At 72.6% G+C, this 14,937-nt stretch carries 12 protein-coding genes; 1 reads left to right on the forward strand and 11 read right to left on the reverse strand.

From position 1 onward, the window contains the following. Nucleotides 1-20: 20 nt before the first annotated feature. The 11 genes from ACFV9H_RS39595 to ACFV9H_RS39645 all read right to left on the reverse strand — a co-directional run bounded on the left by ACFV9H_RS39595 (nt 21) and on the right by ACFV9H_RS39645 (nt 14,054). On the reverse strand, nt 21-1,814 hold the full coding sequence (locus tag ACFV9H_RS39595; protein WP_385408536.1) for a serine/threonine protein kinase: 1,794 nt from the start codon (nt 1,812-1,814) through the stop codon (nt 21-23). Beyond that, nucleotides 1,811-3,058, reverse strand: a complete 1,248-nt coding sequence (locus ACFV9H_RS39600) for a hypothetical protein (protein ID WP_385408538.1) — start codon at nt 3,056-3,058, stop codon at nt 1,811-1,813. Before ACFV9H_RS39600 ends, ACFV9H_RS39595 begins: the two co-directional genes overlap by 4 nt. A gap of 74 nt (nt 3,059-3,132) precedes the next feature. Then, nucleotides 3,133-4,107 (reverse strand): glutamate ABC transporter substrate-binding protein, encoded by a 975-nt coding sequence (locus tag ACFV9H_RS39605; RefSeq protein WP_385408555.1) that lies wholly within the window; start codon nt 4,105-4,107, stop codon nt 3,133-3,135. 356 nt (nt 4,108-4,463) lie between these two features. Next, a complete protein-coding gene (locus ACFV9H_RS39610; RefSeq protein WP_385408539.1) occupies nt 4,464-5,873 on the reverse strand; it encodes a hypothetical protein in 1,410 nt (469 codons plus the stop codon). 123 nt (nt 5,874-5,996) lie between these two features. Beyond that, nucleotides 5,997-7,100 (reverse strand): N-acetylglucosamine kinase, encoded by a 1,104-nt coding sequence (locus ACFV9H_RS39615; protein WP_385408541.1) that lies wholly within the window; start codon nt 7,098-7,100, stop codon nt 5,997-5,999. Next, nucleotides 7,091-8,356, reverse strand: a complete 1,266-nt coding sequence (locus tag ACFV9H_RS39620; protein ID WP_385408543.1) for a 6-phospho-beta-glucosidase — start codon at nt 8,354-8,356, stop codon at nt 7,091-7,093. Before ACFV9H_RS39620 ends, ACFV9H_RS39615 begins: the two co-directional genes overlap by 10 nt. A 6-nt stretch (nt 8,357-8,362) precedes the next feature. Next, nucleotides 8,363-9,208, reverse strand: a complete 846-nt coding sequence (locus ACFV9H_RS39625; RefSeq protein WP_385408545.1) for a carbohydrate ABC transporter permease — start codon at nt 9,206-9,208, stop codon at nt 8,363-8,365. Next, nucleotides 9,205-10,146 carry a carbohydrate ABC transporter permease gene (locus tag ACFV9H_RS39630; protein ID WP_385408547.1) on the reverse strand — a complete coding sequence of 314 codons (942 nt, stop codon included), beginning with the start codon at nt 10,144-10,146 and terminating at the stop codon, nt 9,205-9,207. The genes ACFV9H_RS39625 and ACFV9H_RS39630 overlap by 4 nt, the downstream gene beginning before the upstream one ends. A 6-nt stretch (nt 10,147-10,152) precedes the next feature. Continuing rightward, nucleotides 10,153-11,487: an ABC transporter substrate-binding protein gene (locus ACFV9H_RS39635; RefSeq protein ID WP_385408549.1), complete on the reverse strand. Its 1,335-nt coding sequence runs from the start codon at nt 11,485-11,487 to the stop codon at nt 10,153-10,155. Between the two features lie 100 nt (nt 11,488-11,587). Further along, complete coding sequence (locus ACFV9H_RS39640) at nt 11,588-12,841, reverse strand: ROK family protein (protein ID WP_385408551.1); 1,254 nt, start codon at nt 12,839-12,841, stop codon at nt 11,588-11,590. A gap of 130 nt (nt 12,842-12,971) precedes the next feature. Then, complete coding sequence (locus ACFV9H_RS39645; RefSeq protein WP_385408553.1) at nt 12,972-14,054, reverse strand: mechanosensitive ion channel family protein; 1,083 nt, start codon at nt 14,052-14,054, stop codon at nt 12,972-12,974. A 269-nt stretch (nt 14,055-14,323) separates the two neighbouring features. On the opposite strand from ACFV9H_RS39645, the gene ACFV9H_RS39650 reads away from it, so the two are divergent. Further along, on the forward strand, nt 14,324-14,860 hold the full coding sequence (locus ACFV9H_RS39650) for an HNH endonuclease (RefSeq protein ID WP_189737015.1): 537 nt from the start codon (nt 14,324-14,326) through the stop codon (nt 14,858-14,860). Nucleotides 14,861-14,937: the final 77 nt, after the last annotated feature.

The following is a 14,937-nucleotide window of genomic DNA, read 5'->3' on the forward strand; positions in this document are numbered from 1 at the left end:
ACCTACTGGGCGGTCTTGCGCTACAACGGCAATCCCACCCGGACCCGCGCGGCGACGCGCGCCGACGGCAAGCGCGCGACGAAGGGCGACGCCATCGTCGACCGCCTGACGCTCTCCCTCCCCCGCACCTCGGCGGACACGCAGGTGTACGAGGGCGAACTGGCGTGGCCGCCGGGTACGGCGTGGTGTGCCGGGGCGGCGGAGGCGCGGCTCCGGGAGCCGAACAGTCCGCCACCCCGCCGGGAGGCGAACGGCCGGGAGGCCACTGACCGCAGGCCCAGGCGGGACACCGTCGGGTCCGTCGTGTCCGCGAAGAGCTGGGTGTCCGGGACCCGGGTCTCCGGGCCGAACAGCGTCGACAGCTGCGGCCGCGGCCGGCCCGTCTGCAGCGCGACCACCTCCCGCAGCACGCCCGTCAACTGGTCCGCCATCTCCTGCGCGGACGCGAACCGCCGACCCGGATCCGGGTCGGTCGCCCGGACCAGCAGCCGGTAGAAGGACTCGTACCGCTGGAAGACCTCGATGTGCTCCGGGTCCGGCAGCGAGTCCACGAAGACGTTCGTGTAGCCCTGGAAGTCGAAGGTCAGCACGGCCAACGTCCGCGCCACCGTGTACAGGTCGGACGCCACCGACGGCCCCAACTCGGCGACCTCCGGCGCCTGGTAGCCCACCGTGCCGTAGATGGCCGACTCCTCGTCGTCCATCCGCCGCACCGCGCCCATGTCGATCAGCTTCAGCTGGTCCTGCTGCTGGATCGCGTTGTCGACCTTGAAGTCGCAGTACAGGAGGTTGCGGCTGTGCAGGTGGCCCAGCGCCTCCAGCGCCTCGATCCCGTACGCGCAGGCCTGCTCCACCGGCAGCGGATCTCGCCGGCCGTCCGGCCGGCGCCGCTCGTTCGCGATCTCCTTCAGCGATTTGCCGCCGACGTACTCCATGACGATGTACCCGTCCAGCGAACCGGTCCGCTGGTCCAGGTGCTCCACGAAGTTGTAGATCCGCACGATGTTGGAGTGCTCGATCTCCGCGAGGAAGCGCCGCTCCGATATCGCGGCCTCCATCGCGTCCTGGTCCCCGGTGTCCAGCAGGCCCTTGAGGACCACCCACCGGTCCGAGACCGCCCGGTCCACCGCCAGGTACACCCAGCCGAGCCCGCCGTGCGCCAGGCAGCCCGCCACCTCGTACTGGCCGCGCACCACGTCACCCGCGTGCAGCTTCGGCACGAAGGAGTACGGGTGCCCGCACTTGGTGCAGAACCCTTCCGTCCGGCCGGGCCGGTCACCCCTGGCCCGGCCCACCGGAGCCCCGCAGTCCGAACGCGAGCAGAACCGCTTGCGCTCCGGCACCTCCGGGTTCTCCAGGACCGCCGCCGAAGGATCCGGACGCGGCACCTCGGGCACCTTGACCAGACCCGCGCCCAGGCGGCCCCGCCCCGAGACCGACGGCGCCGAACCCGAACTGCGCACCGACACCGAACGGGTGGACGCCGCCCCCGACAGCGAGCGCGACAGCCGCCCCGACACCGACCGCCGGGACGAGGACGAACGGGACGAGCGCGAGGACCGCGCCGAGGTCGAGGCCGAGGACGAGGAACGCGAAGAGCCGGAGCCCTGCGAACCCGACGAGCCCGCGGAACCCCGGCCGCCCCGGGCCGCGCTCGTCATCGCCGTCGGCGGCGACACCAGCTCCTCCGCGCCCGCCGCGACCGCGCCCACCGGCGCCAGCCCGCAGGTGTCGCAGTACAGCTCGCCGCCGCCCATGTCCTCGTACGTCCCCGGGCAGCCGGGGCGCAGGCACGCCGTTCCTATCAGGCTCATGCGCCGTCCTTTCCGGGAGTCCCCGTGCCCTGCAGGGCCTCCGCCGTCGCCTGCTGGTAGCGCAGGACGGCCTGCTCGGCGGCCCGCAGATCGCAGGGCGCGCTCCACAGCATCCGCCGGGCCGTGTCGTACCGCTCCATCAGCAGCGGGTCCTCAGCCATCCCGTGCCGCGCCACCTTCGCCTTGTACGCGTCCAGCCGCCCGCGCAGTTCCGCCCGTACGGCCAAGGGGGCCGTCACCGCGGTCAACGATTCGCGGGCCCTGCGCAGTTCCTCCTCGGCGCGTTCCTCCAGGGATTCCAGCAACGGCGACAGCCGGTGCCAGCGCGCGTGCCGCCGGTGCTCGGCCGCCGCGGCGAGCTGTTCCTGGAGCACCGTCGGCGGGCCGCTCACGGCGGGCACCTCCGACGCGGCGATCTTCGCCAGTACCTCGCCGCGCGCGGTCCGCGCCTCCGCCAGGGTCCGGTCCGCCCGCGAGAGCACGTCCCGCAGGCTGATCAGCCGCTGCTCGGCGTCCTGCCGCACGTCCAGCACCGCCTCGACCTCACGGCGTACGTCCTCCAGCGCGAGCGCCGCCCGGTCGTAGCGCCCGGTGTCCGGGCGGCCGCCACCGGGGGCCGAACTCCCCGTCGCCGGCTGCCAGAAGGCCAGCGGGTCCGCGATCACCCGCGCCCGCAGCTCCGTCAGCTCGGCGGTGATGTCCTCCAGGTCGTCCCCCGAGGGGTGCTCACCTGGCCGCACCCCCACCGAGTGGGCCAGCGAGCGGGTGCGGTGCAGTTCGGCGGCGAGCAGGTCGATGCGGGCGGGCAGCGCCGACCACACCGCGTCGGCGGCCACGACCACGTCCAACGAGCGCGCGTACAGATCGTTCATCCGCGACACCAGCTCGGCGAGCGAGAGCCGCTCCGCCAGCGCGGCGCCCTCGATCGCGGCCCCGGAGATCAGCACGCCGGGCCCGCGCAGCCGCTCGGTCAGCTCGACCAGGTCCTCGCGGTTCGGCCAGCGGCGCCGCTCCCGGATCTCCCGGGCGGCGGTCAGCGCCCCGCTGTAGGCGTCGAAGTACGTCCACAGCCGGGTGATCTCGGCCTCGGCGGCCGTCCACCGCTCCTTGGTGACCCCGGTCAGCCCGGCCCCCTCCAGCAGCCGGCGTCCGGCATGGTCCTGGAGGGCGAGCAGCGAGGTCTCGACGGCCTCGTGCTCCGCGCCCAGTCTGGCCAGGGCACGGTCGACACCGTCCCTGTCCATCACCGCCGATCCACCGTCCACCGGCCGGGCCTCCACCGATCGTGCCTCCGCGTCAGAATCCGCTGCCACCGGCCTCAGCCGTCCCGGTACTTGGGCGCGGGCGGGGCGGCCACGCCGGGCAGCACGGCTTCGAGGTGCTTGCGGTAGGAGACCATCCACGGGCTGCCGGCGCCGCCCGCCCGGTACCCCTCCAGCACGTTGTTGACGCGGCGGACCAGGTCGGAGGCGTCCTTGTTCATCGCCACACCGTAGAACTCACGGGTGAACGGCGAGCCCACCAAGCGCACCGACGGGTCCTGCGCGGCCTGGCCGGCCGCGAGGGCGTTGTCCGTGATGATGCCGTCGACCTCGCCCAGCTGCAGCCGGACCAGGCAGTCCAGCTGGTTGGGCACCGTGACCGTCGCCGCGCCGTACGACTGGGCCTTCAGCGAGGCCTCCGCCGTGGAGCCGGCCGCGACGCAGATCCGCTTGTCCTTCAGCGAGGTGTCGTACCCGGTGATCGGCGAGCCCTTGGGGGCCAGTACCTGCTGTCCGGCCTCGAAGTACGCGGTGGAGAACGCCACGTCCTCCAGCCGCTTGCAGTTGATGGTCATGGTCCGCACGACGATGTCGACGCGGCCCTCCTGCAGGGCGGGGATGCGCTGGCTGGTGGGGATGGCCCGGTAGATGACCGCCTTCTCGTCGCCCAGGATGTCCTTCGCGATGGCCTTGACCAGGTCGATGTCGAAGCCGTCGAGGCGGCCCTGGGCGAGCTGGTCGCCGGTGCCTTCGGCTCCGGCCGCGTTCTGGTTGCGGTAGCCCCAGCGGAAGCTGTTCTGGTCCACGCCCGCGACGAGCTTGCCCGCCGCCTTGATCCGCGCGATGGTCGCCCCGTCCACGGTGGACGGGCGCAGGCTGGCCTCCGGGTCCTGGCAGGTGTCCGAGGGGGCCGCCGGGGCCACCGCCATCGAAGCGGGCTCGCGGAACACCGCCGGGCGGCCGGAGTCCGGTGTGGTCCGGGTCAGCGGCAGCAGCACGGCCGCGGCCGTCACCACGCAGGCGGCGGCCATCGCGGTCACCCCGCCCCAGCCGCGCAGCCGGCCGGCCACTCGCCGGGCGCGGGACGCCCGCGTGGCACCGTAGGGCTCACCGGGAGCACCGCCGTGGTAACCCCCGTAACCGTCGTGACCGCCGAAGCCCCCGGGACCGCCGTGACCGCCCCCGGGACCGCCGTGGCTGCCGGGTCCGCCGGAGCCCCCGGGACCGCCGTGGCTGCCGGGTCCGCCGGAGCCCCCGGGACCGCCGTGGCTGCCAGGACCGCCCGCGCCCTCGGAACCGCCCGCGGCAGCGCCGGCGCCCGGGCTCCCGAGGGGGGTGCGGCCTTCGAAGCCCTCGGAGACCCGCCTCGCTCGTATCCGCATCGCGCTCACCTGTACTCCGAAAGCCTGCGTCCGATACCGAGCAGCGCCGCCGCCGCGCCGATGACCGCGAGGGCCGCCGCGCCCGTCACCAAACCGCCCAGCGCACCGATCCCGTCCTGGGCCGCCCGGGTGAACTCCCGCTGTTCGTGCGCCACCGCCTGCTCCAGGGAGGCGTCCACCGTGTCGAACGCGGCCCCGCTGGTGTCCTTGTGCTGCGCGTCCCCCACGACCTGGGTCAGCGCGGCATCGAAGTCACCCTTCAAGTCCGCCTCCCGGGCCGCCGCGTGTCGCTGCTGCCACTGCTTCACACCATCCACCGCACGGCTCACCGGCGCCCGGCCGGCCTCGTCGTCGGCGAGCCGGAGCGCGGTCGCCAGCCCCGCGTCCAGCTGCTTCATCTTGGTGGTGAACTCCACGTCGTACTTGTCGGACTTCTTGTCCTCGGCCAGTACGGCACCGCGCGCGACCAGCGTCAGGTTCTCCCCGGCCCGCGCCTGCAGGGAGGCGATGCGCGCGTCGTTCAACACCTTCAGCGACTCCTGCCCGTCCGCCCGGGCCGCGCTCAGGTCCGACCGCGCCACCGTATGCCCCACGGCCAGCCACAGCAGGACCACCACCGACGCGGCCGTCGCGGCCAGCAGCCCGTGGTTGAAGACCCGGTTCGTCCGACGGTAGTTGCGCCGCTGCGCCCACACCAGGGCGGCGAGCGAGACCAGGCCCACGCCGAGCGAGACCAGCGGCCAGGACCGGGCCTCGTCGTAGTCCGAGTACAGCCGGTCCGTCTCCGCCTCGTACAACCGCTGCGCGGCGGGCAGCAGCTGCGTGGTCATCTGCTCATTGGCGTACCGGAGATAGGCGCCGCCCAGCGGCATGCCCTGCCGGTTGGTGGCCCGGGCCTGCTCGATCAGGCCGGTGTAGCGCGGCAGCTGCTCGCTCAGCAGGGCTATCTGCGCGCGGGAGTCCTCATTGCCGCCCGTGTTGGCGGCCGCGTTCACCAGCAGTTTCGAGGCGTTGGCGATGTCCTTCTCGTAGCGCTGGCGGACCTCGCGCGGCTCCTGGGCGCCCAGCAGGAACCCGCTGGAGGAGGTCGTGTCGGCGTCCGCGAGGGAGCGGTAGATGCTCGCCGCGTCCGCGCTCAGCGGCTGGCTGCGGCCCACCACGTCGTCCGCGGCGGTGGACCGGCCCGAGATCTCCCACACGCTGACGAGGCCGAACAGGAGCACCAGGGCGGCCAGGAAGGCGCCGATGATCCGCAGCCGGCCCGGCTCGGTCGTCGCCGCCTCGCGCAGCCGTTCCACGCCCTCGGCCCAGGCGGTACCCCGCCCGGGCGGCCCGCCCGGCGGCGGCCCCGACGGACCGGCGGACGGCACGGAGACACCGCCCCCGGGCGCGGGCGCGCGTGATGTGATCGCCACCGTGACCTCCCCCTCGGTCCTGTCCACTGTCCGCAGCAGTATGGCGTCAGTGCCGGTCGCCCACACCACCGGTGCTCGATCTTGGGCGATCTGTCCCCCCGGCGCCCCCGCCACCGCCTACGGCTAATACGTCTCCGCGACCGCCACGGTTCCAGACCGGCCGCCTCCCGGGGCAGGTTCACCCGAATTGGGCTCGGACGGGGCGCCGGAGGGGGCGGTGGGGGGCGCCCCGAAGTGCGCCCGGAGCTTCGCGTACGCCTCGGGCGCGGAACCGAGGGCGTCCAGGCCCAGCAGTGCGGCGCCCAGGACCGGTGGCGCGGTGATCACGTGCATCCGGGCGAGCGGGGCCCGTTCGGCGAGGCCGCCCGCGATCCGGTCGTTCAGCTGTGGGTGCCGGGCCGCCAGCACCCCGCCGCCCAGCACCACCGGAACCTCCCGGTCGAGGAGCTCCAAGCGGCGCAGCGCCACCGTCGCCATGGCCACGATCTCGTCCGCCTGCCGGTGTACCAGCCCGCCCGCCACCGGGTCCCCGGCGGCCGCCACCGCGAACAGCACCGGAGTGAGCTCGTGCCGCCGCCCGCCCGGAATCCGGCCCAGGTGCAGCGCCTCGATCAGCTCGTACATCGAACCGAGCCCGAAGTGCGCGGGCAGCGCCCGGGCCAGCTCCGTCGGCTCGCCCCGCCCGTCCTCGGCGCGGGCCGCGAACCACAGTGCCTCCTCGGCCAGTGCGCCCCCGCCGCCCCAGTCGCCGGAGATCCGCCCGATCGCGGGGAAACGCGCGGTGCGGCCGTCGGGGGTCATCCCGACGCAGTTGACGCCGGCCCCGCACACCACCGCGACCCCGCACGGCTCGTCCACACCGGCCCGCAGGATCGCGAAGGTGTCGTTGCGCACCTCGGTCGCCGCGCCCCAGCCGCGCGCGCCGATCGCTTGGGTCAGCTGCTGCTCCTCCACCGGCAGGTCCGCGTTGGCCAGGCAGGCCGACACCCGTGCGGCGTACGGGGATCCGGGCCCCGGCGCGGGCAGTCCGGCGGCCCCGGCGGCCGCCGCGACGGCCTGCCCGAGGACGTCCACCGCGGCCTCGACGCCGCGGTGCGGAGGCTGGAAGCCCCCGGAGCGCCCGGTGCCCAGCACCGAGCCGTCGGCGGCGATCAGCGCGACGTCCGTCTTGCTGTTGCCCGCGTCGATCGCCAGGACCGCTGCTCGTCGGGGCCGGGTCACGCCCACGCCAGGTGCTCCTTGTTGTGCGCGAGGAGCCGGTCGGTCAGGCCTTCGGCCAGGTCGAACTGCCCCACCAGTGGATGCGCGAGCAGCGCCTTGAAGACCCGCTCGCGCCCGCCGCGCAGGGCGGCGTCCAGCGCGAGGTCCTCGTACGCCGTCACGTGCGAGACCAGTCCGGCGTACAGCGGGTCCAGCCGGGGCACGGGCAGCGGCACCGGCCCGGCGGGACCGACGCGTGCCTGCACCTCGATCACCGCGTCGTCGGGGAGGAACGGCAGGGTGCCGTGGTTGAGGGTGTTGACCACCTGCACCGGGGAGCCGCCGTCGCCCAGCAGGGCGGCCGCCAGGTCCACGGCTGCCTCCGAGTAGAAGGCTCCGCCCCGCTCGGCCAGCAGCGCCGGCTTCTCGTCCAGCGCGGGATCGGCGTAGAGGCCGAGCAGTTCCCGCTCCATCGCGGCCACCTCGGCGGCCCGGGAGGGCTTGGCACCCAGTTCCCGTACGACCTCGTCGTGGGCGTAGAAGTAGCGCAGGTAGTACGAGGGCACCGCGCCGAGCCGGTCCAGCACCGCGCGCGGCAGCCGCAGGTCGGCGGCGATCGACTCCGCGTGCTCGGCGAGCAGCCGGGGCAGCAGGTCCTCGCCGTCGGGCCCCCCGAGGCGGACGCCCCGCTCCCAGGTCAGGTGGTTGAGCCCGACGTGGTCGAGGTGCACCTCGGCCGGGGCCACGTCCAGGAGGGCGGCGAACTTCCGCTGGAAGCCGATGGCCACGTTGCACAGCCCGACCGCCTTGTGGCCTGCGCCGAGCAGGGCCCGGGTGACGATCCCCACCGGGTTGGTGAAGTCGATGATCCAGGCGTCCGGGTTGGCGCGGCGCACCCGCTCGGCGATGTCGAGGACCACCGGGACGGTGCGCAGCGCCTTGGCGAGCCCGCCCGCCCCCGTGGTCTCCTGGCCGACGCAGCCGCACTCCAGCGGCCAGGTCTCGTCCTGGAGCCTGGCGGCCTGCCCGCCGATGCGCAGCTGGAGCAGGACCGCGTCGGCGCCGGCGACGCCCGCGTCGAGGTCGGCGGTGGTGGTGACCTCGGCCGGGTGGTCCTGCCTGGCGAAGATCCGCCGGGCGAGGGAGCCGATCAGCTCCAGCCGCTCGGCGGCCGGGTCGATCAGCACGAGCTCGCTCACGGGCAGGGTGTCGCGCAGCCGCGCGAAGCCGTCGATCAGCTCGGGGGTGTAGGTGGAACCGCCGCCCACCACTGCGAGTTTCATCAGTCGTCAGCCTTTCACGCCGGTCAGGGTGACGCCTTCGACGAACGCCTTCTGGGCGAAGAAGAAGAGGACGATCACCGGGGCCATGACCAGCACGGTCGCGGCCATGGTCAGGTTCCAGTTGGTGTGGTGCGCGCCCTTGAACGACTCCAGCCCGTAGCTGAGCGTCCAGGCGGCCGGGTTGTCCGAGGCGTAGATCTGCGGGCCGAAGTAGTCGTTCCAGGCGCAGAAGAACTGGAACAGCGCGACCGCCGCGATGCCGGGCCTGGCCATCGGCAGGACCACGCGCAGCAGCGTGCGGACCTCCCCGCAGCCGTCGACCCGGGCGGCGTCGAGGTATTCGTCCGGGATGGTCAGCAGGAACTGGCGGAGCAGGAAGATGGAGAAGGCGTCGCCGAAGGCCATCGGAATGATCAGCGGCCACAAGGTGCCCGACAGGTCGAGCTGCTTGGCCCAGAAGAGGTACATCGGGATGACCACCACCTGTGGCGGCAGCATCATCATCGCGATCACCAGCAGCAGGGAGAGCCGTCGGCCGCGGAAGCGGAACTTGGCGAGCGCGTAGGCGACGGGCACCGAGGAGACCACGGTCAGCAAGGTGCCGAGCCCCGCGTACAGCAGGGTGTTGCGCCACCAGGTCAGGAAGCCCGGCGTGTTCCACACCATGGCGTAGTTGCCCCACTCCCAGGTGTCCGGCCACAGGTCGCGGGTCAGCGCCTGCCGGTCGCCCATCAGGGAGGTGAGGACGAGGAAGACGAAGGGGAGGACGAAGAACAGGGCGGCGGCGACGCCCAGGGAGTGCACCCCGACCCAGTGCAGGACGGCCTTGCGGCCGCGTGGGCTCGTGCTCATTCGCCCGCTCCGATCAGTCCGCCACGGCGGCGCATCAGGAGCGCGGTGAAGGCCGTGGAGAGGGCGAAGAGCACCAGGGCGACGACACAAGCGGAACCGTAGTCGAAGCGCTGGAACCCGAGGTTGTAGACGAGCTGGGGGAGGGTCAGGGTGGACTTGTCGGGGTAGCCCGGCTCGAACTGCTGGCCCGAGCCGCCGATCACCCCGGCCGCGACCTTCCCCGCCACCAGCGGCTGCGTGTAGTACTGCATGGCCTGGATGACCCCGGTGACCACGGCGAACAGGATGATCGGCGAGATGTTCGGCAGGGTGATGTGCCTCAGCCGGGCCCAGGCCCCCGCCCCGTCCAGCTCGGCGGCCTCGTACTGCTCCTTCGGTACGTCGAGCAGCGCGGCCATGAAGATGACCATCAGGTCGCCGACCCCCCACAGCGCGAGCGCGGTGAGCGCGGGCTTGGACCAGTCGGCATCGGTGAACCAGCCGGGGGTGGGCAGCCCGACCGCCTCCAACAGGGTGTCGGCGGGGCCGGTGCCGGGGTTGAGGAGGAAGACGAAGGCCAGGGTCGCGGCGACCGGCGGGGCCAGGTAGGGCAGGTAGAAGAGGGTCCGGAAGATCCCCGCCCCCGTCTTGATCTTCGTGATGAGCAGGCCGATGCCCAGGCCGAAGACGACCCGGCAGGAGACCATCACCACGACCAGCCACAGGGTGTTGCGCATCGCCGGCCAGAACAGCGGATAGTCCGAGAGGACGTATCCCCAGTTGTCCAGGCCGTTGGGGACGGGCGGCCGGAAGCCGTCGTACCGGGTGAAGGAGAAGTACACGGTGGACAGGAGCGGGTAGGCGAAGAAGACGCCGAACCCGATCAGCCAGGGGGACATGAAGGCCGCGGTCCGCAGGGCGGACCGGCGGCGCTTCGCGCGCAGGGTGTGGGCGCTCATGGAGGGCTACTTGGCCTTCGCGATGTCCGTGTCGATCTGCTGGTCGGTCTTGGCGAGACCGGCCGGGATGTCGGCGACATCGCCCTTCTCGACTCCGTACGCGAAGTCCTCGAAGGTCAGCTGGTAGGTGCCGCCGTCGGCCTGCGCCGGCGTGGTGCTGGACTTCGGGTGCCTGGCGATGTCGATGAACGTCTTGAACTCCGGGGTCACCCGGAGGTCCGGCGACTCCAGGGCGGCCAGTGTGGACGGGACGTTGTGGATGGCGTTGGCGAAGGCGACGACCGCCTCGGTGTCGGTGGTCATGAACTTCACGAGCTCCCAGGCCGCGTTCTGCTTCTCGGAGCCGGAGGCGATGCCCATGACGGTTCCGGAGAGGTAGCCCTTGCCGTAGTCGGCGGCCAGCTCGTCCGGTACGGGCAGGGGAGCGGTGCCGATCTCGAACGCGACGCCCGCCTCCTTCGCCATCGGCGCCCGCCACTCGCCGTCGATCTGCATGGCGACCAGCCCCAGGTGGAAGGGGTGCTCGGCGCTCCACTCGTCGCCGAAGGTGTTGCGGAAGCGCTCCAGCTTCTCGTAGCCGCCGAGCTTGGCGACCAGGTCCCGCTGCGCGCCGAGCATCTTCGCGAAGGCCGGGTCCTTGGCCAGGTTGGACTTGCCGTCGGGGCCGAAGTACGTGCCGCCCCACTGCGCGGCGAGGCGCGTGGGCTTGGTCTCGTAGCCGTGGAAGGTGGGCATCAGGCCGACCTGCTCGTACGAATCCCCCTTCGGCTTCGTCAGCTTCTGCGCGACCTCGGTGAACTGGCTCCAGGTCCTGGGCGGTTCGGTGATGCCGGCGGCCGCGAAGGCGGTCTTGTTGTACACCAGGCCGTACGCGTCGTTCAGCAGCGGCAGCGTGCACTGGTTGCCGTTGAACCGGGTGTACTCCAGCAGGGTCTTGGGGAAGACCTTGGCCTTGTCGATCCCGGACTTGGCGAGGAAGGGGTTCAGGTCGGTGAAGGCGCGGGAGTTGCAGAACTTGCCGACGCTGTCGGTGGTGAAGGAGGAGACCACGTCGGGGGCCTTCTCGCCGCCCGCCCGCAGCGCTTGATTGATCTTGTCGTCGGTCATGTTGCCGGTGACCTCGACCTTGATGTTCGGGTGTGCCTTCGTGAAGCGGGCGATGTTCTCCTCGATCGCCTTGACCTCGCCCGGCGCGGACCAGCCGTGCCAGAAGTCGAGGGTGACCTCCGCCTTCGGGTCGTCGGCGGCGGTGTCCGAGCCGGTGCCCGTACAGGCGGTGGCCAGTACGGATATCGCGGCGAGGAGGACGGTCGCGGTGATCGGGCGTCCGGTTCTGGGCATGGCGGGGCTCACTCTCTGCGGGAGGAACTTCCGTGGGGGGTGCCGGTGGGAGGACGTGCGGGGGCGTGGGGGGCGTGGGCCTTCGGGGGTGACGGCAGGGTCAGCGGGAGGTGTCGAAGACCTCGTCGCGGGTGGCTGCCAGCGCGGTTTCCAGGGCGCCGCGCAGTACCGGCCGCTCCGGTACCTCGCCGGAGACCAGGCGGGGCCGGGAGGGGGCCAGTTCGGCGAGCTCGGCCTCCAGCAGCTCGCGCAGCGGGTCACCGCCCGCGGCGATCACGGCCCCGGAGAGGACCACGATCTCCGGGTCGAGTACGGCCACCAGCGAGGCGAGACCGGTGGCCAGCAGGGTGGCGTACGACTGGAGGAACCGCAGGTGGGGCCCCTCGGGCGTGGCGGCGGCCCGGGTGAGCAGCGCGACGGCGGCGGAGACCTCGGGGCTGTACGGGCCCACGGACCCGGCCTCGGGCCCGGGCCCAGAACCGGCCTCGGGCCCGGAACCGGGCTCTGCCTCGACGCCCAGTTCGGCGGCGAGACGCGGCACCACCTGTACGCCGGCCAGCTCCTGGTAGCCGCCGGTGTTGGCCCGCGCCGGCTGCCGGACCAGCGGGTGTCCCGGCACGGGCAGGAAGCCCACCTCGCCCGCGCCGCCGGTCCAGCCGCGGTGCAGTCGACCGCCGAGCACCAGGGCGGCGCCGAGACCCTCCTCGTTCCACAGCAGGACGAAGTCCTCGTGGCCGCGGGCCGCGCCGAGGCGCTGCTCGGCGACGGCGGCGAGGTTGACGTCGTTCTCGTACTCGACGGGCATCGGCAGGGCGGCGGCCAGCTCGTCGAGCAGGGTGGGGGAGTGCCAGCCGGGGAGGTGGCCGGCGTAGCGCAGCCGGCCGGTCTGCGGGTCGAAGGCGCCCGGGGTGGCGATGACCACCCGGTGCAGGTCGGAGCGGTGCAGTCCGGCGGCCTTGACGGCCCCGGCGAGGGCGTCGGTCACCTGGTCGACGGCCTCGGCGCCCTCCGCGTACGGCACCTCGTGCGTCCCGATCACGGTGCCGGTGAGGTCGGCGACGGCGGCGAGCACCCGGCCCGGGGTGACGTCCAGTCCGCCGACGTACGCGGCCCGGGGGTTGACGGCGTACAGCTGGGCGCTGGGGCCGGGGCGGCCGTCGTCGGTGCCGGTGGCCACGACGAGTCCGGCCGCCTCCAGGCGGGCCAGCAGCTGCGAGGCGGTGGGCTTGGACAGTCCGGTGAGGCTGCCGATCCGGGTGCGGGACAGCGGCCCGTGCGCCAGCAGGAGTTCGAGGGCGGCCCGGTCGTTCATGGCGCGCAGCAGGCTGGGTGTTCCGGGCGTGGCGGCGGGCATGGCGCGGTCTCTCTCTCGCCGGGGTGGACTGCGGAGAACTGTTAGGGAAGTTTCCTATCGCCGTTCGGGCCGTGTCAATGCCGCTGCCCCGCAGGATCGACCTGCGGGGCAGCGGAGATGCGCGTGGGTGTCACTTGGTGATGCGGGGGCCGTTCGGCGGCGGGATCGGGACGGTGGCCAGGGACTGCGGGGAGGTCGGGTTCGCCAGCGCCGAGGGCGGGGCGACGGCGGCCGCCGGGTCCGCCGCAGCCGCTTCCTCGTCGTCGCCGGCGGGCAGGCCGCCGATGATCCGGATGCCGGCCGCGTCGAAGGCCTCCTTGATCCGCCAGCGCAGCTCCCGCTCCACCGCGAACTGCTTGCCGGGCATCGTCTTCGCCGACACCTTCACCGTCATCGAGGCGAGCAGCACCTCGTCCAGGCCCAGCACCTCCACCGGACCCCACAGGCGCTCGTCCCACGGGGACTCCTTCACCAGGGTGTCGGCGACCTCCTGGACCACCTCGCGGATCCGGGTCAGGCTCTCCGTCGGCTTGACCTGGACGTCCACGGTCGCGGTCGCCCAGCCCTGGCTGAGGTTGCCGATCCGCTTGATCTCGCCGTTGCGCACGTACCAGATCTCGCCGTTGTCCCCGCGCAGCTTGGTGACCCGCAGGCCGACCTCGATGACCTCGCCCGAGGCCACCCCGGCGTCGATCTTGTCCCCGACGCCGTACTGGTCCTCCATGATCATGAAGACGCCGGACAGGAAGTCCGTCACCAGGTTCCGGGCGCCGAAACCGATCGCCACACCGGCCACACCGGCACTCGCCAGCAGCGGGGCCAGATCGATCTTCAGCGCGGCCAGCACCATCAGCGCGGCCGTGCCGAGGATCAGGAACGAGGCCACCGAACGCAGGACCGAACCGATCGCCTCCGAGCGCTGACGGCGCCGCTCGGCATTGACCAGCAGCCCGCCGAGCGCGGTGCCCTCGACGGCCTCGGCGCTGGTGTTCATCCGGTTTATCAGCTTGGTCAGCGCCTTGCGGACCACCGAGCGCAGCGCGGCCGCGATCACCACGATCAGCAGGATCCGCAGACCGATGCTCAGCCAGGTGGCCCAGTTCTGTTCGATGAAGCTCGCGGCTTCGGTGACGCTTTCCTGCGCCTCCTTGACCGAGGCGGGCGCGTCCGGAACGTCCGTTGCCAGTGGCAGCAGAGCGGCGGGCCAGGGCACGACAGGAACCTCCAGGTATAGCGGTATGCCCGGAAGGGGTGTGCGGGCAGACCAACCACACTAACGGGGCAATCCCTTCAACGCGGTTGCCGAGGGGCCTTCTGTTCGAGGGAGAGACCAGACTCACCTGGGAAGGAAGCAGGTGTGGTTGAAAACACCCCGGACCCGTTACGGGCTCGTGGTGGCGCTTCGACCAGCCGTAAGGAGAGACTGGAGAGCAGATCGTCCCGGCGCGAGCCACGCGCCGCCGGCGTACAAGGAGGCAGTCCGTGCCGCACGTCCTGGTCCTCAACGCGTCGTACGAGCCCCTCGGCGTCGTACCGCTCCGCCGCGCGCTCGTCCTCGTCCTGGAGAACAAGGCTGTCTCCCTGGAAGAATCCGGCGCCTATCTGCACAGCGCGACAAGGGTCGTCCCCGCTCCCAGCGTGGTCCGGCTCAAGCGCTTCGTGCGGGTCCCCTACCGGGGGCCCGTTCCACTCACCCGACGCGCCCTGTTCGCACGCGACGGTGGACGCTGCATGTACTGCGGCGCCGTCGCCACCAGCGTCGACCACGTCATCCCGCGAAGCCGGGGCGGCCAGCACGCGTGGGACAACGTCGTCGCCGCGTGCCGTCGGTGCAACCACGTCAAGGCCGACCGGCACCTGCTGGAACTGGGCTGGCGTCTGCGGCACCAGCCGGCCCCTCCCTCCGGGCTGGCGTGGCGCATCATCGGCACGGGGCACCGGGATCCCCGCTGGATGCCGTACCTCCAGCCGTACGGGGCGGAGGATGCGCTGGAGCGCATCGGCGTCGCGGCGTCCTGACCCTGCGGGCCGCCGCTTCTGGGGCTCCGCCCCAGACCCCGCGCCTCAAACGCCGGCGGGGCTGAAATATCCAGCCC

Source organism: Streptomyces sp. NPDC059874, from assembly GCF_042731135.1.
GTDB lineage: Bacteria > Actinomycetota > Actinomycetes > Streptomycetales > Streptomycetaceae > Streptomyces.